Below are 21,585 nucleotides of genomic sequence, written 5' to 3' on the forward strand. Positions count from 1 at the left end.
AGTCGAGTACTCTCTTAGGGCATGACAGCTGCACTTGATATTGAACGCATTCGTACCGCGCTGGCGGATGACTTTGCTCTAGTTGAATATGTGGAGCAGACCGGCTCAACCAACACCGATCTTATGAAGGCTGAAAACGTTGCCGATGGCACGGTGTTGCTGACCAACGAGCAGGTTTCCGGTAAGGGCCGGTTAGGTCGGACCTGGGTAAGCCCTGCTGGTTCGCAGCTTATTCTTTCTGTTCTTATCCTTCCAGATTCCCTCGAGCACCTAGGCACCCTGCCACTGGCATCGGGCCTGGCCGTCACCGACACCGTCGAGGGCTCCGTTCTGAAGTGGCCGAACGACGTTCACATCAACGGCAATAAGCTCTGCGGCATCCTTGCCGAGGCTGGCCCCGTCGGTGCCGCCTTCAAGTCCGCGCCCAAGACCGAAGTCAGCAAGGCTGAGGTAAACAAGGCGGAAGTAAACAAGGCTGAAGTCAATAAGGCTGAGGTCGCCCCGAAAACGCAGGCCGCGCCTGCGCCTTCCGCGCGGGTGGTTGTGGGCATGGGCCTGAACGTCACGCTTACTCGCGAGCAGCTGCCTATCGAAAAGGCCACCTCGCTCATGCTGGAAGGTCGCGATACGGATCGCACGGAATTGGCGATTGCCCTGCTCAAGAACCTGCGTCGTCGCATCACCCAGTGGGAGAACCAAGACCCACAGCTCATGGAAGATTACCGTGCGGTGTGCTCCTCGATCAGCCAGGAAGTTCGCCTTGAAGCGCCGACTGGCGACGTCGTGGGTGTCGTCGAGGGCATTGGCGACGACGGCCGCATCAACGTCGGCGGCGAATATTACTCGGCAGGTGATGTCACCCACCTGCGTCCCGTGCAGTAGCGACTCGTTGCTGCGCTGAGTGGAGTGGCGGGGCGCTTTAAAGCACAATTTGCCAAATAGGGCCCGCCGCAGAGCGTGGTAGGCATTCCTATTTGGCAAATTGCGTCTATTTAGGGGCACTGTCCGCTCATCGGACCGCCGCCCATTCCCTGGGAGACCTCACCGGCAGTCGCCTCAGCGACAGTGCCGCCGACGGTGACGGTGTAGGAATCGCCGTTGGTGATTTCAGCCGCGGAATAGGCCACGTTGCTGAAGTCCTTCGCCGTCTCCGGCGGGTATCATGCACCCCTATGGGACTGATGAAGATGGGGCGCGGCGAAGTAGTCCGCGTGGATATGACAGCGCCGTTTCGCGCGCTGATCTTTCCTTTCCTTGAGCTCATCCTCATTACCGGCGTGGCATGGATGGGCATCGGCTGGGCGGATGTCCACGGCCTAGATAGAAACCTGCGTAACGGTATCGTTTTAATCTGGGCGCTGCTATCGCTGTGGCGTTTCGGTATCCCGCTCTACCGCGCGCGCCGGCGCCGCTTCATCGTTACTAACCTGCGCGTTATCGCCCGCGAGGGAGGGCACATTGATTCCATCCCGCTGCAGGATATTCGCGGTGCTAGGCGGCGCCGCGGTGGGATCTCGCTGGCCATCCACGGTTATGAGCGGCCAATGTATTTCTCTTCCATCCCTAGGGCCAAACGCGTAGAAGAAATTCTCAACGAGGCTCCACTATTTTAAGCGGCCGTTGCTTTAAACGGCCGTTGCAGCCGGCTATTTGCGGATCTCGCCGTGAATCCTACTTCTTGACTTCGGTTGTATGCAGCTGTTGGTCAAGGTCAGCCGGGGCGAGGTTGGCTTGCTTGAATTCCTGGGTAAGCGGCAGCCGCATTTCAAGATCCGTGCCGGGGCAGAGCTCGATGGTGGCTTCGTCGACGACGTAGTCCAGTACGTGCCCGCCGGAGCAACGCGCGGCGTCGATAAAGTGAACGTGGCAGCCTGGCACCGAGATTCCCTTTTCAAACACTGGGGTGCGGAAACCACCGATGATGCCCTCGACGTTTTCAAAGTGCAGCTCCTTATCGCCGCCCACCGCCTGCGCCATGGGAGGGTAGGGCTTGGACTGTTTGACCACGGTGCGCGTGCGCACTGACTTGAAGCGCCCCGTTATCCGCACCGCGTACATGTAGTTGGCGGAAGGCTCGACTTCATCGACGAAGGCCGAAAGCTCTTCGCGGCGCATTCCGCGCGGTGCTTGCACTTTGATGCGGGGTACGAAATTGGTGGCCACCGCAAAAGGCGTGCCCTGATCGAGATCAGCGATGCGGGCGCTGCCATCGCCGCGCAGCTGGTAACAGATGCCGTCGAGAATCAACATTTCGCCGTCGAGGGCATCGAAGGTACCGATGCCAAAGTTGCCCTTGCCGAGCAGCTCACCGATGGTCATTTCGCCGTCATAAATGCCGTCCAACAGAGCGGTCATGAGGGAGTTCTGGAAGATGGTATGCCTGACGATCATAAGGTTAAGGCTAGTATTGGATGGGTGAGTCATAAAGCAAAGCCCATCGTTACCGTTTATGGCGACGGCCAGCTCGCACGCATGATGCAGCCGGCTGCCGCCGAGCTCGACATCCACCTGCGCATTCTTGCCTCCTCGCAGGAGCAGTCCGCAGCGCAGGTCATTCCAGACGTGGTCTTGGGTGATTACCATGCCTACGAGATGCTGGTTTCTGCAGCTAAAGATGCCGATGCGCTGACCTTCGAGCACGAGCACGTGCCCACCGATCACGTGCAGGCGCTTATCGACGCCGGCTATAACGTCCAGCCGCAGCCTTCCGCGCTCCTGTATGCCCAGGACAAACTCTTTATGCGCCAAAAGCTGGCGGAGCTGGGTGCACCGGTTCCGCGTTTTGCACAAATCGCCTCTGTTGAGGATGCGCGTAATTTTGCCGAGCTTGTAGAAGGCCGCGTTTGCTTGAAGGCCCGCCGCGGTGGATACGACGGCCACGGCGTGTGGTTCCCCGCTGCAGAGGAGCTGGATTCCCTGGTCGCTGAGCTTCTGGAAGCCGGCACGCCTTTGATGGCAGAGGAGAAGGTTGACCTCACCCGCGAGCTTTCGGTTCTAGTCGCCCGCCGTCCTTCCGGCGAGGTGAAGGCTTGGCCGATTACCCAATCCGTGCAGCGTGACGGCATCTGTGCCGAGGCCTTCGCGCCCGCGCCGGGCCTGAGCCCAGAGCTGGCGCAGCGCGCCGCCGAGGTCGGCGAGCTCGTGGCCACGCAGCTAGGAGTGACTGGCGTGCTGGCAGTTGAACTCTTTGCTTACACTGTCGCTGAAGCGGACAACTGGGGTAGCGCGGCCTCGGCTGCCGCAGCCTCCGCTGCTGGTTTCCCAAGCGATGGAGCAGTAGAAGAATTTGCTGTAAATGAACTCGCGATGCGTCCGCACAACACGGGTCACTGGACCCAGGACGGTTCCGTTACCTCTCAGTTCGAGCAGCACCTACGCGCAGTCTTGGATCTGCCGCTCGGTGAGACCACAGCGCTTGCTCCCGTAACCGTCATGGCTAACGTCCTTGGTGGCCCGGAAGATCCAGAAATGCCAATGCCGCAACGCGTACGTGCCGTGATGGAGCGTTACCCGCAGGCCAAGATTCACCTTTATGGCAAGGACTACCGCGCCGGCCGTAAGATTGGCCACGTCAACGTCGTGGGTGAGGACGTCGAGCAAACCCGCCACATCGCGGCAGATGCTGCGCACTTCCTCGTGCACGCGGCCTGGCTCTAAAAGCTCTGCCTGCATAAGTTTTCCGCAGATTCCCGCAACCTTCTTGCTGCCCCCAGTAACAACTACCTAGGAGAAGATATGGAACCACTCGTTGGCCTCATCATGGGTTCTGATTCAGATTGGCCTACCGTAAAACCTGCTGCCGAAGTCTTGGCGGAGTTTGGCGTGCCTTTCGAGGTGGGCGTCGTCAGTGCACACCGCACCCCAGAAAAGATGCTCTCTTATGCCAAGGACGCGCATAAGCGTGGCCTGAAAGCCATCATCGCCTGCGCCGGCGGTGCTGCGCACCTGCCGGGCATGGTTGCTGCGGCGACTCCGCTTCCGGTCATCGGCATTCCGCGCGCGCTGAAGGACTTGGATGGCCTGGACTCCTTGCTGTCTATCGTGCAGATGCCCGGTGGCGTGCCGGTGGCGACCGTGTCTATCGGCGGCGCTAAGAACGCGGGCCTTCTTGCCGTTCGTATCCTTGGCGCAGGGGATCCTGAACTAACCGAGAAGATGGCGCAGTACCAAGAAAATATGGCCGCCGAGGTGGAGAAGAAGGACGCAAACCTGCGCGCCCAGCTGCTGGGGGAATAGGCGATTTCCTGGAGCTACCGCCCCTTAGGAGAACTGCTGGGCGGTGGAAACGCGGGGGATATAAGAGGTGGGAATCTTTACCCCGGTCGGTGTTGCGTTATGCGTAATCGCCTTGGTCAGGTGCTGGACTGCTAGCCGGCCCAGCGCCGCCATGTCCTGGTCCACCACCGAGATCGGCACCGGTTGCAGGCGGAAGAGATTTAAGTCGTCGTAGCCCACCAACGCGATGTCTTCACCGATGGCCTTGCCGGCGTTATAGCAGGCGGCCAGCGCACCAGCCGTCATCATGGAATCGCCCGCCACGATGGCGGTAATGCCCTTTTCAAAAAGCTCTAATGCCCCCACGTAGCCGTCCTTGCGGCGGAAGCCGCCTTGTGCATAATGCGCGGAAAACTCGCTGCTTGCACCGCGGAAGACTTTCAGCCGCTGCCTGCCCGTAGAAGTTTGCTGCGGGCCTGGAATATAGCCGACCACGCGGTGACCCTTTTGACGCAGCTGCGTTAATGCCGCGAACATGCCCGGGCGCGGGTCCGAGGCAACGGCGGGGAAGGGCGGCAGCTCTCGGTCGATGAGCAGCAACGGCCGGGATTTCGCGGCGTCTTTTAGTGCTGCTTCGGCGCCTTCAACCGGGACGGTGATAATGCCGTCTACCTGCCGCCATGTCAGTGCGTCGAGTGCTTTGGCTAAGTGCTCAGGTGACTCAGAGCAGGTGGTCATGATGGCAGCGATGCCAACGCGCTCGGCCTCGGCTTCAATCGCGGCAGCAATGAGCGCGAAATAAGGATCCGCCAGGTTCGGAATCACCACGCCGATAGCATCGGAGCGTGAACCGCGCAACGCGCGTGCCTGGGCATTCGGGCGATAGCCCAGCTGCTCGGCCGCAGCCTTGACCTTTTGCGTGGTCGCCGGAGAAATCGCAGGGTGATTGGCCAGCGCGCGGGAGACGGTGGAGATAGAAACCCCCGTGGCCGCGGCGAGGTCCTTCAAGGTTGGTGTGGCCACGGAAGTCCTTTCTCAATTAGGCTTTTGCACTATGTTTGGCCCTAGCTTAGTCCCCATTTTGGTCCTGGGAGCCCGCGTACAAGGTGGCGTGCCTGGACCCATGCTTGAGCGCAGACTCGAGCATGCATTTCGTATTTGGAGGGGACAAGACATCATCGTCTCCGGTTATGGCGAGGCCGAAGTCATGGCCGAGTACTTGGTGGGCAGGGGAGTTCCGCGCGAGAAGATAATCGTCGAACCACGTGCCACGAGCACTAATGAGAATCTCGAAAATGCCTATGCGATGAGCAAGCCGCCTTACTTCGATGTAGTCACCAGTGATTTCCATGCACTGCGTACCAAGCTATGGTCGTGGCACCTCGGAATCCCGATTCGCGTGCATTCTGCTTTCACGCCATGGACGCTAAAACCAGAAAACTATTTGCGTGAGGTCCTTGCCACTCCGCACTCCGCGGCACGGATTATGTGGCGCCGTTTATTACCAGTCATCAGCGCTTTAGGGCGTTAGCAAATTCATTATGCAAGTTTATGCAAACGTTTGACTAGCGTTTGAACAGCGTCTTAACCTAAGCCACGTAGTGAGTTACACACGGAAAAGGAAGGCCTTAGGTTATGACCAGTCAGGCACCTACTTACCGGATAGCGCATGGCGCATATGAGGCAGAAATTGCCAGCTTCGGTGGCGGTATTAAGTCGCTGACCTTCGCCGGCGAGCCGCTGGTGGAGACCTATCAGGATCTCCCGCCCATGTGCGCCGGCGTAGTTCTTGCCCCGTGGCCTAACCGCACTGCAGATGGCCGTTTTAACTGGCGGGGGAGCGTTTACTGTCTGCCCGTCAATGAGCCTGAGCGCAACAACGCCATCCATGGCTTTGTATGCGACAAGGCTTGGGAATTAAAGCGCTACTGCGTGAACCAAGTGCAGCTCACCATCCAGATCGAGGCCCCTTGGCCGTGGCCCATTCAGCTCACCGCCACTTACAGCCTCGATCAAACTGGGCTTCACGCCCGCTTTGAGGCCCACGCGGAGCAGGATTGCCCCTTCGCGTTTGGCCTTCATACCTATCTTTCTGCCCGCGGCGCGGCTGCCAACGCCTCAATTCTTAGCCTCGGCGTCACCGAACACCACCTTCTTGATACCCGGAACTTGCCCACGGGCGTGGTGGAAAGCGTCGTCGTCAAGCAGCAGCGTATCGCTGACGTGACTTGGGATGATTGCTTCCACGGACAGGGACCCCTCACGGCGGATTACGTTTCCGCAGGCAAAGGCGTTCGCCTCGCAATGGGGCCGGGCCTTGACTGGGTACAGATGTATACCCCGGACAACTACCCCGGCCGCGGCCGTGCACTCGCGGTGGAACCCATGAGCGCTCCACCGAACGCACTGCGCAGTGGCATCGACCTTGCCGAAATTAACGCACATCAACCGATTGCCTACGAGCTCCGCTTGAGCGCAATCTAGTAAAGAAAGCTCTCCACATGGAACCTTCAGTATTGAGACTCGACGCAACCTGGGTGGACTACCTGCTCGTTGCCTTGTACTTCCTCTTCGTCCTGGGAATCGGCTGGGCTGCCAAAGCCCGCGTTTCCTCCTCCATCGACTTCTTCCTCTCCGGCCGCGGACTGCCCGCATGGGTGACCGGCCTGGCATTCGTCTCGGCGAACTTGGGCGCGGTGGAGATCATCGGTATGTCCGCCAACGGCGTGGAGTATGGCTTCCAGACCATGCACTATTTCTGGATCGGCGCTATCCCGGCCATGGTGTTCCTGGGCATCGTGATGATGCCGTTCTACTACGGCTCGAAGGTTCGATCCGTTCCGGAGTTCATGCGCAAGCGCTTCGGTAGTGCGGCGCACCTGGTCAATGCCATTTCCTTTGCCGTAGCCCAGCTGCTCATCGCCGGTGTGAACCTGTACCTGCTGGCCACCATCGTTGAGGCCCTGCTGGGCTGGCCTATGTGGGTCGCGCTCGTTGTTGCCGGCATCATCGTCCTGTCCTACATCACCCTGGGCGGCTTGTCCGCTGCCATCTACAACGAGGTGCTGCAGTTCTTCGTCATCATCGCTGCGCTTGCACCGCTGACGATTATCGGCCTGAACCGCGTCGGCGGCTGGCAGGGGCTGAAGGATTCCGTGGCGAACGATTCCCACTTCCACACCTGGCCGGGCACTGACATATCCGGCTTCGAGAATCCGGTCTGGTCCGTCATCGGCATCGTCCTGGGACTAGGCTTCGTCCTTTCCTTCGGTTACTGGACCACCAACTTCGTCGAGGTCCAGCGCGCCATGGCATCGGAGTCGATCTCCGCAGCGCGCAAGACGCCAATCATTGGTGCTTTCCCGAAAATGTTCGTGCCCTTCCTCGTGGTTATCCCAGGCATGATTGCCTCCGTCTCCGTCGCTGACTTGATGGAAGAGACCGCCAAGCCAAACGACGCCATCCTGCTGCTCATGCGCGACCTGCTCCCGAACGGCCTTTTGGGCGTTGCAATTGCGGGCCTGCTCGCTTCCTTCATGGCCGGCATGGCCGCCAACATCTCGGCCTTTAACACCGTTATCTCTTATGACATTTGGCAGACCTACGTGGTCAAGGATCGCGAGGATGGCTACTACCTGAAGTTCGGCCGCATCGCGACCGTCGTCGCCACCGGCGTGGCCGTCTTTACCGCCCTTTTGGCCCAGAACTTCGGCAACGTCATGGACTACCTGCAGACCCTGTTCGGCTTCTTCAACGCTCCGCTGTTCGCAACCTTCATCCTGGGCATGTTCTGGAAGCGCATGACCCCGCACGCAGGTTGGTCCGGCCTCGTGGCAGGTACTGCTTCCGCGATTGCGTTCTGGTATGTGGCTACCTTCACCGACGCCACCGCATCTATATTCAACCTGCCGGGCCAGGGCACCGCATTCGTGGCCGCCGGCGTGGCATTTACGGTAGACATCATCGTCTCCGTCATCGTCACCATGTTTACTCAGTCGAAGCCGGACGAGGAGCTCGTGGGCTTTGTTTCTTCCGTTACACCGAAGGACCACTTCGAGGACTACACCGAGAAGAACCTTCCGTGGTACAAGCAGACCGTTCCGCTCGGCGTCATCTGCTTGGTCATTGCAATCGGCCTGAACGTCATCTTTGCCTAAAGGAGCAACCATTATGACTCAAAAGACTTCTCCTCAGCACGCAGGCGCTTTCGATCTTCGCAACGTTATCGGTGCCCTGCTTGGCCTCTACGGCATCGTGCTTATCATCTGCTCCTTTGCCCTCGACCCGGGTGTAAACCCGGAAACCGGTATGGCGAAGGAATCTTCCGACAACCTCTGGGCGGGCGTCGTCATGGCAGTCGTAGCAGCAGGTTTCATGCTGTGGGCTAAGCTGCGCCCCATCATCGTTGACCCTTCCAAGATCGACGAATCGAAGCTGGCGGAGGCCAAGTAATGGTAGAGATCACCAAGGCCGCGCTTGCCGACGGCCGCGAAATCATCTACTTCGACGACACCCCACACACCGATCGCGTCCTAGAAGACAGCCGCGATCTGCCGCAGGTTACGCCGGCCTCAGAGATGCGCCGCGACCCGCTGACCGGGGACTGGGTGGCTTTTGCCGCTCACCGCATGAACCGCACGTTCATGCCGCCAGCTAATGAAAACCCGCTGGCGCCAACACTGCCGGGCCAGCTGCCCACGGAGATTCCCTCGCCTTCTTATGACGTCGTTGTCTTCGAAAACCGCTTCCCGTCTTTTGCCATGGGCATGGAGGATTACGAGGAAGACGTAGACGAGATGGGTCTGGTCCCGCGCAAGCCTGCCAAGGCGCGCTGCGAGGTGGTCTGCTTTACCTCTGATCCGGAATCCAGCTTCAAGGATCTCCCGGTCAGCCGCATCCGTACCGTGATCGAGGCGTGGGCACACCGCACCTCTGCGCTGTCTGCGCTGCCTGAGGTGGCCCAGGTCTTCCCGTTTGAAAACCGCGGCGCCGAAATCGGCGTGACGCTGCAGCACCCGCACGGCCAGATCTATTCCTACCCGTTCCTCTCGCCGCGCATGAAGGCTATCGTGGCCAGCTCCCAGGCTTACGAGGGCGATCTCTTCCAGGACATCCTGGACAAGGAGCGCGCAGCGGGCACCCGCATCATCGCGGAGACCGAGCACTTCACCGTGTTCGTCCCCGCGGCCGCTAAGTGGCCGCTCGAGGCGATGGTCATGCCCAACGAGTACGCGGCGGATTTCACTGAGCTTTCCAGCGCGCAGCGCGACGACCTCGCCGCCTTGCTCAAGAAGTTGTATACCGCTGTGGACCGTTTCTTCGACGGCGTGGAGAAGACCCCGTACATCGCTGGTTGGAACCTCGCGCCGACCGACCCCACGCTGCGCGGGGACGTGCGCATGCACCTGCAGCTGTTTTCGCTGATGCGCTCACCGAACCGCATGAAGTACCTTGCCGGCTCGGAGTCCGCGCAGGCAGTGTGGATCAATGACACGACCCCGGAGCGCATCGCCGACCGGTTCAAGGAGGTCTGGGATGCTTAACTGGATTTCCACTCGCTCCGACGCCGCGCTTGCCGACGCCGCCACTCAACTGTTTCGCTCCACCTTTGACGTTGCCCCGGCTGGCGTGTGGGCCGCGCCGGGCCGAGTAAACCTCATCGGCGAGCACGTCGACTACGCAGGTGGCGCCTCGATTCCTTTCGCGCTGGAGCAGAACACGGCCGTGGCCGTGGCTCCGCGTTCGGATGGGCTCGTGCGCATCGCCTCGGAGTTTGGCGGCCAAGTCCGCCGCGTGGACGTTTTTCTGGATGAGGTTGGCCCGGGTTGGGCCAACGGCACCCCGGACGCCTGGGCTGGCTACGTCGCCGGCGCCGTGTGGGCGAGCCTCGAGGACGGCGTCATCGCCTCCTGCGAGGGCCTCGACATCGCGATTGTCTCTGACGTTCCGGTAGGCTCCGGCCTCTCCAGCTCCGCGGCGTTGGAGTGCTCGGTGGCGGTGGCGGCCTACGAGCTTTCGACAGGGCACGCGCCTGACGACGCCGCCCGCACCCGCCTAGTTCTCGCCTGCATGCGCGCGGAGAACGAAGTCGTGGGCGCCTCGACGGGTGGCTTGGACCAAAACGCCAGCCTGTTTGGGCAAAAGGGCAAGGCACTCGTCTTGGACTTCTCCACGGGTGAGGTGCGCCGCGTGCCGTTTAACATCGCGGACCGCGACATGGTGCTGCTGATTGCGGACACCAACGCCCCTCACTCTTTGAACGACGGCCAGTATGCCTCCCGCCGTGGCGTCATCGACGCGGTTCAGTCTGCATTGGCGGGCTCTGGGGCCCGCGGCGGAACTATCCGCGATATTCCCGATGCCGTTGCGGCCGCCACCCGGTGGGCAAGGGAAGCGGGGGAGGATGAGGGCGTCGTTAAGCGCCGCGTCGCCCACGTCGTGGAGGAGACCGCCCGCACCTTGGAAGCTGCCTCCGACTTGGAGGCCGGCAACCTTGACCGTTTCCGGGAGCTCATGCGCGATAGTCATGTCTCGCTGCGTGACCAGTATGAGGTGACGACCCCTGAGCTGGACTGCGCGTTCGCGGCGGCCGGTGAGGTGGGCGCGCGTATGACTGGGGGCGGCTTCGGTGGCGCGGTGATTGCGCTGGTCAAGCGTGCCGATGTGGAGTCGACGGCGGAGACAATCGCTGCCGCCGCGGCTGAGCGCGGCTTCCCGGCGCCGACCTTCCTTGTGGCCAGCCCTGGCGACGGCGCGCGCCGAATCGCCGGTTAAGCCTCCTACTGGCGGCTGGAAAACCTTTCTGGTCGCCTGTAATAAACGCGGCGGTAGTGCAACTAACTAGGTGAACATCAACTTCCTAGTTAAGGAGTCATCATGAAAAAGACCCTCGTTGCTGCTACCGCCGCTTGCGCTATTTTGGCTGGTGGTGGCGCTGCAGCTGCTACCGACTTCAACCCGTTCAGCGAGGATGCGAAGACCACCGCTGGCACCCAGCTGACCAGTACTGTTGACGGTCAGCTGGGGCCGGGCCAGGAGCTGCTTATCGCGGCAAACTGCCCGGGCACTCGCGCGAACCTGACCACGTCGTGGGGTGCGACGACGGTGATGTCGCCGGCAGCTGACCTTGGCCAACTGGTGGGCTACGTAACCGCGCCGGACAACATCGGCCCCGGTCCTGCCGACGGCTACCACACCTACACCGTGACCTGCGATTCCGGTGAGACCGATACCTTCACCTTCGCGTCCGGCGGAAACGGCGGTCACTAGCGCCCCGCGCGGCCTGGCCTCCGCTCTGACCTCCGCGGCCCCGCGCGGCCTGGCTTCCGCTCTGGCCTTCACTCTGACCCTCGCCTTCTGAGGTTTCCGCACGTCCCAGACTGGTCCCATTGGTTGGCTCCCATTGGTTGGGTTTCTTTAGGGGGTAATGAAACCCAATGGGCCGTATTCGTCGCCAACGCTTCTCGTAAAGGGACCATTAGAGGGAAACCCGTAGAGGGGGACCAACACGAAAGCGTCGAAAACAGCCCCGCAAACGCAGTCTTTCCAACCAGCGCCAGTAGACGAGCCAAGCGAAGCCGTACCAGCTCAAACCGAAGCTAACGAGCCAGAGTCAACAGAGGCGGATGGCAAGTTTTACCCATTTTCTTGGTGGAAAGCTGGCCTGTCAGCGTTTTCCTTTTAATCGGATTTACTGGCTTTAGCGCGGCCCCAGGAACCAGTCTCTTCTTTATTATCCCGTCGGCGTGGTGCCTGTTAATGTCCGTCATCTATCGCGATAAGCTGTACGAACGCCGTTGGCTGTGGGCGGTGGCGTTTGCCTGCCTGATCATCTTTTGGCGGCTAAGCCTGAAGCTTGGCCAGCGCCTTGGTGATGCCCTCCTGCAGCGTGGCCCGCGACTGCTTCATCGGATGCGCAATCGCACGCAGCCCCATGTACGCAATCTGGTCCGCCGCGCGGTTGAGCGGATCGCCCGCATGGCCAAGCACGCGGCGGATTTCCACCTCGCATTCGCCCTCGACGTCGTTCCAGGCCTGCTGGAAACGCGACCGCGCACCTGACGTCACGCCGCGCCACGTCCGCCGCGAGCGCACCGCCTTCGACTGCTTATTGCGCAACTGCTCCACTGCTTCGAGCGCCGCGACCGAGTCGCTTTCAATAATCGCCTTCTTTGCACCCACCTTGAGCAGGTACTTCAGCGCCAGGGTCAGCGATTCCAGCTCGAGCTCGTCAGTACCCGCCTTAGTCTCGCGGGTGCGTAGCCGGTAGTCGCCATTGCCCGCCACGAAGCACATGGAGCCCTTGAACACGGTGTCGGAGGAGGCGTCGGTAGCAATGCGCACCGTGGCGCCCTCCGGCCATGATGACGCCTGCGAGAAGTTTGGCCACCAATGTGCCTTCGGGGTCTCTACCTGCGTGGACTCTTTCTTCCGCGGCGCCTCGCCCAACTTCTTGGCCTTACGCGCGGTCAGGCCCGCTTCTTTGCGGCGCACAGAGCTCGCGCTTTTCGACGCCCTATTTTCCTCCGCAAAGCTACCCGTCACCGTATAACCGCGCTGTTCCAGCGCCGACCGCAGCGCATTTTGCCGGCGCCCCGTGACAATCCAGACTCGGCCCTTCAGGTTCTTCGTGGCCTTCTCGAATTCGCGGATGGCAATCTCCACCACGTCGCCGCTCTTGGTCTGGCCCTTGCGTATGAAGCGCGTCTGCCTGGTGTTTACTGCGATGACCCAGCCATCAACAGTGCCGCCCGGCGCCGAGTCCCAGCGCTCGTCCCACAGTGCGATCGCCACATGGACCGGTGCGTTCACCATAGAGTCGGTGATCTTCCGGGTGCCATACGTACGGGACTGCGTGCCGGTGAGCGCGCTGAGTTCGAGCGGTTCCATCGTCTACTAGTAAACCATCTGCGCCCGACACCAAGCTGCTCGGACTCAACCCGGCGCTAGCGGTCGGCCTGCTAATGCTGATCCTCGCGAGTCAGCAGACCGACGTCGACGCTGCAGGCATGGCCGCCTCTCTGGTCAAGACAGTGCTGATTCCGGTTAAAGAAAAAGTCGCGCACTAGTCTGTAATAATTCCGAGCCTGCTGCAACATACTCTATGTGAAGTATGTTCCAGCAGGCTCGTGGAGTTTTATTTGTCCGTCTTAACCTTGCCCGGCGCGCGAAAGCGGGAGTTCTCCCGGCATTTTCGCGCGCATTATCCTGCCGTCTTGGCGTTCTTACGGCGTCGCGTGCCGCAGGAGTACGCTGAGGAGCTGGCTGCCGACGTCTTCGCGCGCGCCTGGGCCAACTTCGACACCCTGACAGGGGAGAACCCGCTGCCATGGCTCTATGGCATCGCCCGCAACGTGATGCGCGAGTTCTATCGCTCGCGCCGAGAGTTCGAAAACCTCGACGACTTCGACGGCGCCCTTTCCGACGAATCCGCCGCCGTTGACTTGTCCCTCGACATCAACCGCGCCCTGCTGCAGCTTCCTTATGCCGAGCGCGAGATCCTCACTCTCTTCGCCTGGGAGGAGCTCACGCAGGCCGAGATCGCCGAGGTCCTCGGCATCACCCCTAACAACGTCCGCGTGCGCCTGCACCGCGCCCGCACCCACCTTTCCGAGCTCACCGGAGGCTACGATGACTGATCCGCTTTCCCAATTGCGCGCCGCAAATCCGGTGCCAGACGCTGCGCTTGACGACGCCGCCCTTACCCGCTCCGAGGCGGTCCTCAGCGGCATCGTCGATTCGGGGTCACGCCCGCCGTGGAAGGCCGTGGCCGCGGGCATCGGTGTCCTAGCTCTGGTCGGCGGGGTCATCCCGTTTGTGAACCGCAGCGAGCCGGTCGCCGTGGCGGAGGTGCTCACGCACGCGGGCGCGGCTGCCGCCGCGCAGCCCGACGCCGCGGACAAAGGCGTGACCTCAAAGGAGTACCTCAAGCGCGTGGACACCGATGGCTCGTCTACTGCCACGACCGAGTACTCGGTGGGCGTCGACGGCACCGTGAACATCTCCTCCCAAGGCGAGCTGCCGGGGTTCGACCCGCAGCCGGCCATCCCCGCAGAAGACCTTATGGCGGCCACCGACCGCGCTGGGCTGGAAGCTCTTGCGGATCGTTTCCCCAACCGCGCCCTCGGCGCGCTGCAGCTGCTGCTGCAGCCAGGTTTGAGCAGCGAGCAGCAGAAGATTGTTTACGACATTCTGGCCGCCACCGACGGCAACGACCTGGCTTCGGCCTCGCAGGGCTCCCACAACGGCGTGGGGGAGGACGGCCTCATCAGCGTCATTCGCGACGCTGACCACGTCAGCTTCTCCATCCTTCCGGCAACCGGCCAGCTGGTCCGCGTGGTCGGTCTGGTCGGCCCCAATGTGACCACCACCGTGGAGGCCACGGCCATCTTGGGCTGCGTGTCCGTCACCGGACTGGAAGGCCCCGACAGCATTTCGCTGGCCTGCGGTGATAACAACTACCTGGTCAATGACCTTAGGTGGTCCAACTGGGGTGCCGATGAGGCCACGGCTGAGGGCACGGCCGTGGAAAACGACTGCGACCCCTTCTGCTCGGAGGGCAAGTTTAAGCAGACGCCGGTGCGGGTGGTCGTCGACAAACGTGAAGCGTGTGGCTACAACGCCAAGGTGTACTCGCGCATCCGTGTCATCTACCCGGACCACGAAGAGGCCGAGGAGATTGGCTGCGCGTAGCGGCTAGGTCAGCTGGCGGAGCGCGAACTGCCCGTACATGTCACCGAGCTCCTCGGCGGTGTACGGGCCATCGGGGCTAAACCACGTGGCCACGCCGATGCCCATGTCGATGAGCGCCCAGCAGGCAATCTTGAGGTTCTCGGCTTGGAAGCTGCCCTCGTCGACGACGTTCATCCAACGCGCCACATAGTCGCGGCGCAGCTGCAGGACCACGGACTTGTGGGGTTCTTCGAGGTTGTTGAGATCGTTGTTGACCACGCGGACGCGCTTGGCGTGGGTGGCATGGAAGATGACGTGTGCGCGCATCGTGGCGAGGATTTTTTCCTCGGGCCCCGTGACCCCGGCGAGCGCCGCGGCGTTGGCACGTAGGAGTTCCTCCATGGCGGAGACGGTGACCTCGGCGAGCAGCTCTTGCTTGGACTTGTAGTGGTTGTAGAGGCTCGATGCCCGCATGCCCACTGCCTTCGCGATGTCTTCCATGCCGGTGCCGTGGTAGCCGCGCTGGTCAAAGAGGTCGAGGGCGGCGGTGGCGATTTGGTCGCGGCGCTTCTGGTTAGCCATGGTGGTGTGCCTTTCGCTGGGTACGTTCTCTTGACAGGCGGTGAGGTGTGTATCACAATAGCGGACTAATAGTGATTCGCATCGGAGGCCTGTAATGTTCAATAATCTCTTTGATTCTACAACTGACTTCCTCGGCGTGTTCGACGGCATCAGCGCCCAAGATGCCGAGGTCTGGGCACGTGCTCGCTCGTTTCGTGAGGATTGCCTGCCGGTTATCAATGGGCATTGGGAGAAAAGCGAATACCCCCTCGAACTTGTGCGCCGCTTAGGCGAGCTCGACCTCATGACGGACGGCCTTGACGTTCCTGACCACGAGTCCATGACCTCACTCGGCGCGGGTTTGGCGCTCATGGAGGTCACGCGTGCCGACGCCTCGATGGGCACCGTTGTTGCTGTGCAGGCCGGCCTGGCTATGCGCTCCATCGCGATGCTTGGCTCAGAGGAGCAGCGCTCCCGCTACCTGCCGGCGATGGCGTCGTGTTCGCTGCTCGGCGCGTTTGGTCTGACGGAACCGCTGCACGGTTCTGACTCCATTGCGCTGGAGACCACCGCGGTCCGCGACGGCGATTCCTGGGTTCTCAACGGCGAAAAGAAGTGGATCGGCAACGGTGCTTCCGGTGGCGTGACCGTGATTTACGCCCGTATGGAGGACGGAAACGTGGGTGGCTTCATCGTTCCGCAGGACGCGCCGGGCTACTCGGCCACGGTGATTACCGGCAAACTGTCACTGCGCGCTATCCACCAGGCACACATCGTCTTGGAGGATTGCCGTATTCCTGCCTCCAACCGGTTGCCCGGCTGCCAAACGTTCAAGGACGTCTCCCGCGTGCTGACGGCAACGCGCATCGGCGTCTCGTGGATGGCGTTGGGCTCGGCCGTGGCTTGCTATGAAACCGCGCGCAACTACGTCATGGAGCGCGTCCAGTTCGGCCGTGAGCTGGCAAAAGCGCAGATTATCCAGCAGCGCTTGGCCAACATGGTGCTGGACCTCAACCAGATGATGCTGACCTGCCGCGAGGTTGCCGCCCGCGAGGAGGCCGGCACGCTCACCCCGCCGCAGGCTTCCGCGGCGAAGCTGCACAACACCCGCGCTGCGCGACGCATTGCTTCCGACGCCCGCGACATGCTCGGCGGCGTGGGCATCCTGCTAGAAAACGACATCGCGCGCCACTTTGCCGACATCGAGGCCATGCACACCTACGAGGGGACCGACACTGTTCAATCGCTGATCATGGGCAAGGTAATCACTGGCTTCTCGGCCTACAAGTAGCAGCCTGCCCGCGCCCCGCTTGGCGCGCGTGCCGCCTAGCGCTCTCGCACCTTACTTGGCGCTCGCTCCACCCCCTTACCGGGTTTGGTCCCATTGGTTGGGTTTCATTAGGGGGTAAAGAAACCCTTAGGAGCCATTGCGCGGGAGTCGGTTCTCGTAAAACTACCCAACCAATGGGACCACTAGAGGGCGACCAAACCGCGGCAGCTGAAACCGCCCATTCGCCAGCGAGAGGACAGCCGCTGAGGCGCTAGCCGGCCGACAGCCTCGAAAGCGCCAACTCCCCCTAGGAAATACTTCCTCCTAGCTGCGCAAACACAGAGTTATCCACAGGTAAAAAATTGACTCTAGACACGGGCGCACGCGCTTGGCAAACATTGTTGTATGACTCAAACACAACGACTCATTCACTTACGTCCACTGTCCAACGATCATCAGGTGTGGGAGCAAATAGCCAATGGCGAGCTTCTGCGAATAGCGCCCTGGGTCGCAACCCCGCGGGATTACTTCGAGCAATTACCCACTTACGAACGCCAGCGCCTCAAAGTGATTGCCGCGGGCAAAAGCGTGCACAAAGCCATCATGATAGGAAAATCAGCAGCCAGGCTATGGGGCCTTTGGGTCCTCCCGCCTTTCGACGAAAAGATTGAAATGGCCAGGCAGTCCAAATCGCTGCCAGTCAAGACGAAGATTCCAGCCGATTACGATTACCGCAAGACGCACCTGCCAGACAACATGGTTTCCGAGCAGCTCGGCACCCGTTGTACAACTGTGGCACGAGCGTGCATCGACATCGCAAGGCACCATTCCTTCGAAGAGGGACTCGTTGCCATGGATTCGGCGCTCGCGAAGGAACTCACCACGAAGGAGGAGCTGCGCCGCACGCTGACCGCCATGGGGCGCGTGCACGGTGCCCCGCAGGCGCGGAAGGCGATTGAGCACGCCATCGCGCATTCGGAATCGCCTTTCGAGTCCTACTTTCGAGGCATCGCCATCGCGGAGAAGCTGGGAGAGAAGGTGGTTGCGCAGTACTTCATTCCGCCGAACTTCCGCGCAGACACATGCATTGACGACGCCGTCGTGATCGAGATCGACGGTGCCGTCAAATACGACGGCTCGTCGTTTGGCAAGAGTGCCGAGCAAACAATCGTGGAGGAGCGACGACGCGAGAAGCTGATTCAGAACCGTGGCTTCATCGTGCTGCGATACAGCCCACGGGAGCTACTCACGGAGAGAGCCCGTGTCGTGCGGGAGGTGCGCCAGGCGCTGGAAGCTGCCCAACAGCGAGGATGGTCCCAGTCTACTGGTCCCTTTACGAGTAAGAAGGCCGGCTAAAACCCGCTAGGTGGTCCCTTTACCCCGTAAAGGGACCCAACCTATGGGACCAATCCGAAAGAATGGTTGGGACGGGCCCCGGCTGACCAGCGGCCCGACCGGTGGGGGACAGGTCCGCGGGCTAGTTGTGCAGCGGCTTACGCGTCGCCGCCATGTGCTTGGCGCGCTCGACGTTCGCGGGCAGTAACACCAGCGGCACGTCGAACTCCACCTCACGTTCGGCGAACTGGTTAAAGCTCAGCGAGCCCTCACCGGTGTACATCTGCGCCAACTTTGCTGCGATGACGTGGTCGTTTTCAGTGGCATTCTCCAGGGGCCACTCGCGGTCGAGGGCAGGGCCGGAGTAAAGGTCAATCGCGTCATCGGCAGGCGGGGCGTAGCCCTCAATGAGCGACTCCGTCTCCGCGATGGCACGCGCCAGGACGTGGTCAGGGGACATCAATACGACGTCGTCTGCCGCGAGGAAGCCCTGTTCCTTGGCCACGAAAGCGTTGGGGAAGGGCTTGGTCGAGGTGATGAAGTCGAAGGCTTTCTGGTGGTAGTCCGCCACGCCAGCTGTGCGGAGACGCTCCAGTGCGGAAATCGTGCCCGACCAGCCCGGATAGAGACCCACATTGAGCTCTGGGAAAGCCAGCTGGCTATCAGCGTGGGCTACGATTCGGTCGCAGGAAAGTGCCAGTTCTAAGCCGCCGCCCAGGGCGACACCGCGTACCGCTGCGACCACGGGAACCGGCGTGAACTTCAGCTGGCGCAGCGTGTTTGAGCCGTCCGCAATGAGCTCCTCAACGCGCTCCGCCGAGCCCGACTCGCCCGCTGCAGCAATCGACGCCAAGTCCGCGCCCGCGCAGAACACCGGCGCATCGTTGCCCACGACCAGCGCTTGCAAGCCGTGTTCGTCTACCGCAGAAACCGCAGCACGAATGACCTCAAGAGCGGTGGTCGGCAAGGAGTTCATTGGGGTATGGAAATCCACGATGCCGATTCGTCCCGCTTCGGTTTCTAAAGCATGCACCGCGCCGGCGGGCAACGACACTACGGTCTCCAGCGCCAGCGAACGCAGACTCTCGACGCCCTCGCGGGCAGGCAGTGGCTGCAGCTTGCCGTCAGCGCTAAGCGCCTGACCGTCAGCAAAGAATCCACCGGCCTTGGCTGCCGCGTCTACCAACGCCGGCACGTCGTCACCGTAGGCGGAGGCAACCCACTCGATGCCGATGGCGTCGGCAAGCGCGAAGATACCCTTCTTCCAACCAAAGCCGAGAATGAGACCTTCGTCGATGAGCCCGACGTGCGCGGCGATTTTCGGTGCTACCTCGCAGCAATAGCGCAGCGTATCGAGGAAAACCGCGCGAGCAAAGCGGCCGCCCGGGCTGTCGGTCTCCATGACCTCGCGCGGGTCCTTGAGACCGATAGCTGGATCGTCGGGCTGAGCGCGCGGGACGTATTCAAACGAGTCGTTGATGACTTCGTTGCGCCCGCGGTAGAAGCCGCCTTCGCCAGTGCGCCCGGTCAAACCGCGCTCGACCAGACCCGCGATGAAAGCATCCTCGCCGAGCGGAACCTTCAACATCGGGTCGTCGGCAGGCAGCGCGGTTTCTAATGAGTTCCAGATAGGCCCCACCAACTGCAGGCCGATGTAGTCGAGTAGCCCGAAGATGCCGGTGCGGGGGATGCCGAAGGCGCGGCCGAAGGAGGCGTCGGCAAGCTCGTAGCTCACGCCGAACTCGCGTGCACGGGCAACGCCGGCTGCCATCCAATAGCAACCCACACGGTTGGCAATAAAACCCGGGGTATCGCGGCACTCGAGCGCAATCTTGCCCAGGGTTTGTTCGATAGTCGAGCGCAGCGTGGCCTCGGTCTCGCCGGAAGCGATGAGCTCGACTAAGCGCATGACCTTGGGCGGATTGAAAAAGTGAGTGATGGCGAAGCGCTCCTGGCGTGCGACCGGAACGCCGTCCTTGAGGTGAGCGAGCGGGAGGGTGGAGGTATTCGAGCTGAGAATCGCTGAAGGCTTCAGATGTGGCTCGATGGCTTGGTATAAGGAGTGTTTGGATCCCAGGTCCTCGAAGATGGCCTCGATGATCCAATCGCGGTCTTCTAACAACGCATAGTCGGCTGAAGCGCGCACGCGTTCGGCGTCTTGGGGGAGATAAAAGCCGCGGCGCTTCAACTGTATATCGACGCCCTTCTGCGCGGACTCGGCGTTTTGATCGAGCAGGACGACGTCGAGGCCCGCCGACGCACACAGCGCCGCGATGCCCGAGCCCATGGAACCCGCGCCGATGACGGCAACCTTGGTGATTGACATTTACTTCGCTCCTTCGTTCTCTATGATCAGCGTGATGCCTTGCCCGCCGCCGATACACATGGTGACCAGGCCATATCGCTTGTTCAGGCGGCGCAGTGCATAAGCCAAGCGGGTGACAAGTATGACGCCGGTGGCGCCAACCGGGTGGCCGTGGGCGACGGCGCCGCCGTAGATGTTCGTCTTAGCCAGGTCGAAACCAAGCTCGTCCTGCACCGCGATGGCCTGGGCAGCAAAGGCTTCGTTGGACTCGATGAGGTCGATATCGTCCAGCTTTAGGCCGGCCTTTTTCAGGGCTTTTGGCACAGCGGCGATGGGGCCTAAGCCCATGCGGGTGGGGTCGACGCCGGCGATGGACCAGCTGACGATCTTCGCCAGTGGCGTCAGCGCCCGCGACTCCAGCTCCTCTTGGCCTGTGAGCACCACTGCTGCCGCACCGTCGTTGATGCCGGAGGCATTGCCTGCGGTTACGGTCCCATCCTTGGCAAAGGCCGGCTTGAGACGCGCCAGCTTGTCGACGCTCGTCTGCCTCACATGTTCATCAAAGTCAAGGTCGCCTACGGGGACCAGTTCCTCGGCTTGGATGTTTTCTGCTTGCGCCGCCGCGGCGCGGCTCTGCGATTCGGCGGCGAATTCGTCCTGGCGCTCGCGGCTAATACCGTAGTCACGGGCGATATTTTCTGCCGTTACGCCCATGTGGCCTGTCCCGAAAGGACAGGACAGCGCGCCGGTGAGCCAGTCGTAGAGTTTGCCGTCGCCCATCTTCTTGCCGCTGCGGGCGCCTTCGACGGAATAGGGCGCCTGGCTCATGGACTCGACGCCGGCGACTAGCGCGGTGGTGCCGTCACCAGATTGCAGAAGCTGGACCGCGGAGATAATTGCCTGGACACCTGAGCCACACAAACGGTTGACTCCGAGCGCGGTTGAGGAGTCCGGAATTCCGACGCCGAGGGCTACCTTGCGGCCGATGTAAAGGTCGCTCGGAACTACCGGCAGGACGTTGGAGGCCACTGCCGTATCGATGTCTGTGGCCGGAATTCGCGAACGGTCAATCGCTTCGCGGGAAGCGAGCGTGCCGAGTTCCGTCAGTGATAGACGAGAGAGGCTGCCACCGAATTTACCGATGGGCAAGCGTGCCGCGCTGGCGATATAGACGTTTTTGGTCATGTGTAGCCCCTAAGGATACGAATCATTATTAGTTAAAAATGAA

The 21,585-nt window shown here is 61.4% G+C and carries 22 protein-coding genes; 15 read left to right on the plus strand and 7 right to left on the minus strand.

The window, feature by feature from the left end:
* The first annotated feature begins 21 nt into the window (after positions 1–21).
* Positions 22–882: a biotin--[acetyl-CoA-carboxylase] ligase gene (locus HMPREF3158_RS12165; protein WP_070498701.1), complete on the plus strand. Its 861-nt coding sequence runs from the start codon at positions 22–24 to the stop codon at positions 880–882.
* A 110-nt stretch (positions 883–992) separates the two neighbouring features.
* Here the strand turns inward: HMPREF3158_RS12165 and HMPREF3158_RS13300 are convergent, their stop codons facing one another.
* Positions 993–1,127 (minus strand): hypothetical protein, encoded by a 135-nt coding sequence (locus HMPREF3158_RS13300; RefSeq protein WP_256365606.1) that lies wholly within the window; start codon positions 1,125–1,127, stop codon positions 993–995.
* Between the two features lie 45 nt (positions 1,128–1,172).
* Here HMPREF3158_RS13300 and HMPREF3158_RS12170 point away from each other — a divergent pair, with 45 nt between their 5' ends.
* Positions 1,173–1,613 carry a hypothetical protein gene (locus HMPREF3158_RS12170; RefSeq protein WP_070498702.1) on the plus strand — a complete coding sequence of 147 codons (441 nt, stop codon included), beginning with the start codon at positions 1,173–1,175 and terminating at the stop codon, positions 1,611–1,613.
* Positions 1,614–1,671: 58 nt separating this feature from the next.
* Here the strand turns inward: HMPREF3158_RS12170 and budA are convergent, their stop codons facing one another.
* Positions 1,672–2,391: an acetolactate decarboxylase gene (gene budA / locus HMPREF3158_RS12175; RefSeq protein WP_070498704.1), complete on the minus strand. Its 720-nt coding sequence runs from the start codon at positions 2,389–2,391 to the stop codon at positions 1,672–1,674.
* On the opposite strand from budA, the gene HMPREF3158_RS12180 reads away from it, so the two are divergent.
* Together HMPREF3158_RS12180 and purE are read left to right on the plus strand one after the other, a co-directional pair.
* The gene (locus HMPREF3158_RS12180) at positions 2,377–3,657 is read left to right on the plus strand and encodes a 5-(carboxyamino)imidazole ribonucleotide synthase (RefSeq protein ID WP_070498706.1); all 1,281 of its coding nucleotides are present in this window, start codon (positions 2,377–2,379) and stop codon (positions 3,655–3,657) included. The genes budA and HMPREF3158_RS12180 overlap by 15 nt on opposite strands.
* A gap of 78 nt (positions 3,658–3,735) precedes the next feature.
* Complete coding sequence (purE, locus tag HMPREF3158_RS12185) at positions 3,736–4,236, plus strand: 5-(carboxyamino)imidazole ribonucleotide mutase (RefSeq protein ID WP_070498708.1); 501 nt, start codon at positions 3,736–3,738, stop codon at positions 4,234–4,236.
* 24 nt (positions 4,237–4,260) lie between these two features.
* Here purE and HMPREF3158_RS12190 read toward each other — a convergent pair whose 3' ends face one another.
* Positions 4,261–5,238 (minus strand): LacI family DNA-binding transcriptional regulator, encoded by a 978-nt coding sequence (locus HMPREF3158_RS12190; RefSeq protein ID WP_070498709.1) that lies wholly within the window; start codon positions 5,236–5,238, stop codon positions 4,261–4,263.
* Positions 5,239–5,269: 31 nt separating this feature from the next.
* Here HMPREF3158_RS12190 and HMPREF3158_RS12625 point away from each other — a divergent pair, with 31 nt between their 5' ends.
* The 7 genes from HMPREF3158_RS12625 (at position 5,270) to HMPREF3158_RS12225 (ending at position 11,484) form a co-directional block, all read left to right on the plus strand.
* Positions 5,270–5,746: a YdcF family protein gene (locus tag HMPREF3158_RS12625; protein ID WP_083291092.1), complete on the plus strand. Its 477-nt coding sequence runs from the start codon at positions 5,270–5,272 to the stop codon at positions 5,744–5,746.
* A 104-nt stretch (positions 5,747–5,850) separates the two neighbouring features.
* Positions 5,851–6,699, plus strand: coding sequence for an aldose epimerase family protein (locus tag HMPREF3158_RS12200; protein WP_070432379.1), 849 nt, complete (start codon positions 5,851–5,853; stop codon positions 6,697–6,699).
* Positions 6,700–6,716: 17 nt separating this feature from the next.
* Positions 6,717–8,372, plus strand: coding sequence for a sodium:solute symporter family protein (locus HMPREF3158_RS12205; protein WP_062035741.1), 1,656 nt, complete (start codon positions 6,717–6,719; stop codon positions 8,370–8,372).
* A gap of 13 nt (positions 8,373–8,385) precedes the next feature.
* Positions 8,386–8,667 (plus strand): hypothetical protein, encoded by a 282-nt coding sequence (locus HMPREF3158_RS12210; protein WP_062035740.1) that lies wholly within the window; start codon positions 8,386–8,388, stop codon positions 8,665–8,667.
* Positions 8,667–9,758, plus strand: coding sequence for a galactose-1-phosphate uridylyltransferase (galT, locus tag HMPREF3158_RS12215; RefSeq protein WP_062035739.1), 1,092 nt, complete (start codon positions 8,667–8,669; stop codon positions 9,756–9,758). The genes HMPREF3158_RS12210 and galT overlap by 1 nt, the downstream gene beginning before the upstream one ends.
* On the plus strand, positions 9,751–10,989 hold the full coding sequence (galK, locus tag HMPREF3158_RS12220; protein ID WP_070498713.1) for a galactokinase: 1,239 nt from the start codon (positions 9,751–9,753) through the stop codon (positions 10,987–10,989). The genes galT and galK overlap by 8 nt, the downstream gene beginning before the upstream one ends.
* Positions 10,990–11,091: 102 nt before the next feature.
* Positions 11,092–11,484, plus strand: coding sequence for a hypothetical protein (locus HMPREF3158_RS12225; protein WP_246816222.1), 393 nt, complete (start codon positions 11,092–11,094; stop codon positions 11,482–11,484).
* A gap of 573 nt (positions 11,485–12,057) precedes the next feature.
* Here the strand turns inward: HMPREF3158_RS12225 and HMPREF3158_RS12230 are convergent.
* Positions 12,058–13,104: a ribonuclease HI gene (locus tag HMPREF3158_RS12230; protein WP_070498716.1), complete on the minus strand. Its 1,047-nt coding sequence runs from the start codon at positions 13,102–13,104 to the stop codon at positions 12,058–12,060.
* A gap of 239 nt (positions 13,105–13,343) precedes the next feature.
* Between HMPREF3158_RS12230 and HMPREF3158_RS12235 the strand changes: the two genes are divergently transcribed.
* Entirely contained in the window at positions 13,344–13,853 is a 510-nt protein-coding gene (locus tag HMPREF3158_RS12235; RefSeq protein ID WP_256374600.1) for an RNA polymerase sigma factor, read from the plus strand.
* Positions 13,846–14,907: a hypothetical protein gene (locus HMPREF3158_RS12240; protein WP_070498718.1), complete on the plus strand. Its 1,062-nt coding sequence runs from the start codon at positions 13,846–13,848 to the stop codon at positions 14,905–14,907. The genes HMPREF3158_RS12235 and HMPREF3158_RS12240 overlap by 8 nt, the downstream gene beginning before the upstream one ends.
* A gap of 3 nt (positions 14,908–14,910) precedes the next feature.
* Here HMPREF3158_RS12240 and HMPREF3158_RS12245 read toward each other — a convergent pair whose 3' ends face one another.
* On the minus strand, positions 14,911–15,468 hold the full coding sequence (locus HMPREF3158_RS12245; protein WP_070498720.1) for a TetR/AcrR family transcriptional regulator: 558 nt from the start codon (positions 15,466–15,468) through the stop codon (positions 14,911–14,913).
* A gap of 94 nt (positions 15,469–15,562) precedes the next feature.
* On the opposite strand from HMPREF3158_RS12245, the gene HMPREF3158_RS12250 reads away from it, so the two are divergent.
* Together HMPREF3158_RS12250 and HMPREF3158_RS12255 are read left to right on the plus strand one after the other, a co-directional pair.
* Positions 15,563–16,738: an acyl-CoA dehydrogenase family protein gene (locus HMPREF3158_RS12250; protein WP_070498721.1), complete on the plus strand. Its 1,176-nt coding sequence runs from the start codon at positions 15,563–15,565 to the stop codon at positions 16,736–16,738.
* 384 nt (positions 16,739–17,122) lie between these two features.
* The gene (locus tag HMPREF3158_RS12255) at positions 17,123–18,073 is read left to right on the plus strand and encodes a DUF559 domain-containing protein (protein ID WP_070498723.1); all 951 of its coding nucleotides are present in this window, start codon (positions 17,123–17,125) and stop codon (positions 18,071–18,073) included.
* 121 nt (positions 18,074–18,194) lie between these two features.
* Here HMPREF3158_RS12255 and HMPREF3158_RS13320 read toward each other — a convergent pair whose 3' ends face one another.
* Positions 18,195–20,378, minus strand: a complete 2,184-nt coding sequence (locus tag HMPREF3158_RS13320) for a 3-hydroxyacyl-CoA dehydrogenase/enoyl-CoA hydratase family protein (protein WP_070498725.1) — start codon at positions 20,376–20,378, stop codon at positions 18,195–18,197.
* Complete coding sequence (locus HMPREF3158_RS12265; protein WP_070498727.1) at positions 20,379–21,542, minus strand: thiolase family protein; 1,164 nt, start codon at positions 21,540–21,542, stop codon at positions 20,379–20,381. It lies immediately after the preceding gene.
* Between the last annotated feature and the right edge of the window lie 43 nt (positions 21,543–21,585).

Origin of the sequence: Corynebacterium sp. HMSC06G04, from assembly GCF_001807365.1 — a bacterium.
Taxonomy (GTDB): domain Bacteria; phylum Actinomycetota; class Actinomycetes; order Mycobacteriales; family Mycobacteriaceae; genus Corynebacterium; species Corynebacterium simulans.

What these genes read in the sequence shown, in the direction of transcription:
- budA (WP_070498704.1), bottom strand. Translation starts at nt 2,391, where the DNA reads ATGATCGTCAGGCATACCATCTTCCAGAACTCCCTCATGACCGCTCTG.
- HMPREF3158_RS12210 (WP_062035740.1), top strand. Translation starts at nt 8,386, where the DNA reads ATGACTCAAAAGACTTCTCCTCAGCACGCAGGCGCTTTCGATCTTCGC.
- HMPREF3158_RS12240 (WP_070498718.1), top strand. Translation starts at nt 13,846, where the DNA reads ATGACTGATCCGCTTTCCCAATTGCGCGCCGCAAATCCGGTGCCAGAC.
- HMPREF3158_RS12225 (WP_246816222.1), top strand. Translation starts at nt 11,092, where the DNA reads ATGAAAAAGACCCTCGTTGCTGCTACCGCCGCTTGCGCTATTTTGGCT.
- HMPREF3158_RS12205 (WP_062035741.1), top strand. Translation starts at nt 6,717, where the DNA reads ATGGAACCTTCAGTATTGAGACTCGACGCAACCTGGGTGGACTACCTG.
- HMPREF3158_RS12245 (WP_070498720.1), bottom strand. Translation starts at nt 15,468, where the DNA reads ATGGCTAACCAGAAGCGCCGCGACCAAATCGCCACCGCCGCCCTCGAC.
- HMPREF3158_RS12165 (WP_070498701.1), top strand. Translation starts at nt 22, where the DNA reads ATGACAGCTGCACTTGATATTGAACGCATTCGTACCGCGCTGGCGGAT.
- HMPREF3158_RS13320 (WP_070498725.1), bottom strand. Translation starts at nt 20,378, where the DNA reads ATGTCAATCACCAAGGTTGCCGTCATCGGCGCGGGTTCCATGGGCTCG.
- HMPREF3158_RS12170 (WP_070498702.1), top strand. Translation starts at nt 1,173, where the DNA reads ATGGGACTGATGAAGATGGGGCGCGGCGAAGTAGTCCGCGTGGATATG.
- HMPREF3158_RS12180 (WP_070498706.1), top strand. Translation starts at nt 2,377, where the DNA reads ATGCCTGACGATCATAAGGTTAAGGCTAGTATTGGATGGGTGAGTCAT.
- HMPREF3158_RS12200 (WP_070432379.1), top strand. Translation starts at nt 5,851, where the DNA reads ATGACCAGTCAGGCACCTACTTACCGGATAGCGCATGGCGCATATGAG.
- purE (WP_070498708.1), top strand. Translation starts at nt 3,736, where the DNA reads ATGGAACCACTCGTTGGCCTCATCATGGGTTCTGATTCAGATTGGCCT.
- galT (WP_062035739.1), top strand. Translation starts at nt 8,667, where the DNA reads ATGGTAGAGATCACCAAGGCCGCGCTTGCCGACGGCCGCGAAATCATC.
- HMPREF3158_RS12625 (WP_083291092.1), top strand. Translation starts at nt 5,270, where the DNA reads ATGTTTGGCCCTAGCTTAGTCCCCATTTTGGTCCTGGGAGCCCGCGTA.
- galK (WP_070498713.1), top strand. Translation starts at nt 9,751, where the DNA reads ATGCTTAACTGGATTTCCACTCGCTCCGACGCCGCGCTTGCCGACGCC.
- HMPREF3158_RS12250 (WP_070498721.1), top strand. Translation starts at nt 15,563, where the DNA reads ATGTTCAATAATCTCTTTGATTCTACAACTGACTTCCTCGGCGTGTTC.
- HMPREF3158_RS12255 (WP_070498723.1), top strand. Translation starts at nt 17,123, where the DNA reads ATGACTCAAACACAACGACTCATTCACTTACGTCCACTGTCCAACGAT.
- HMPREF3158_RS12230 (WP_070498716.1), bottom strand. Translation starts at nt 13,104, where the DNA reads ATGGAACCGCTCGAACTCAGCGCGCTCACCGGCACGCAGTCCCGTACG.
- HMPREF3158_RS12265 (WP_070498727.1), bottom strand. Translation starts at nt 21,542, where the DNA reads ATGACCAAAAACGTCTATATCGCCAGCGCGGCACGCTTGCCCATCGGT.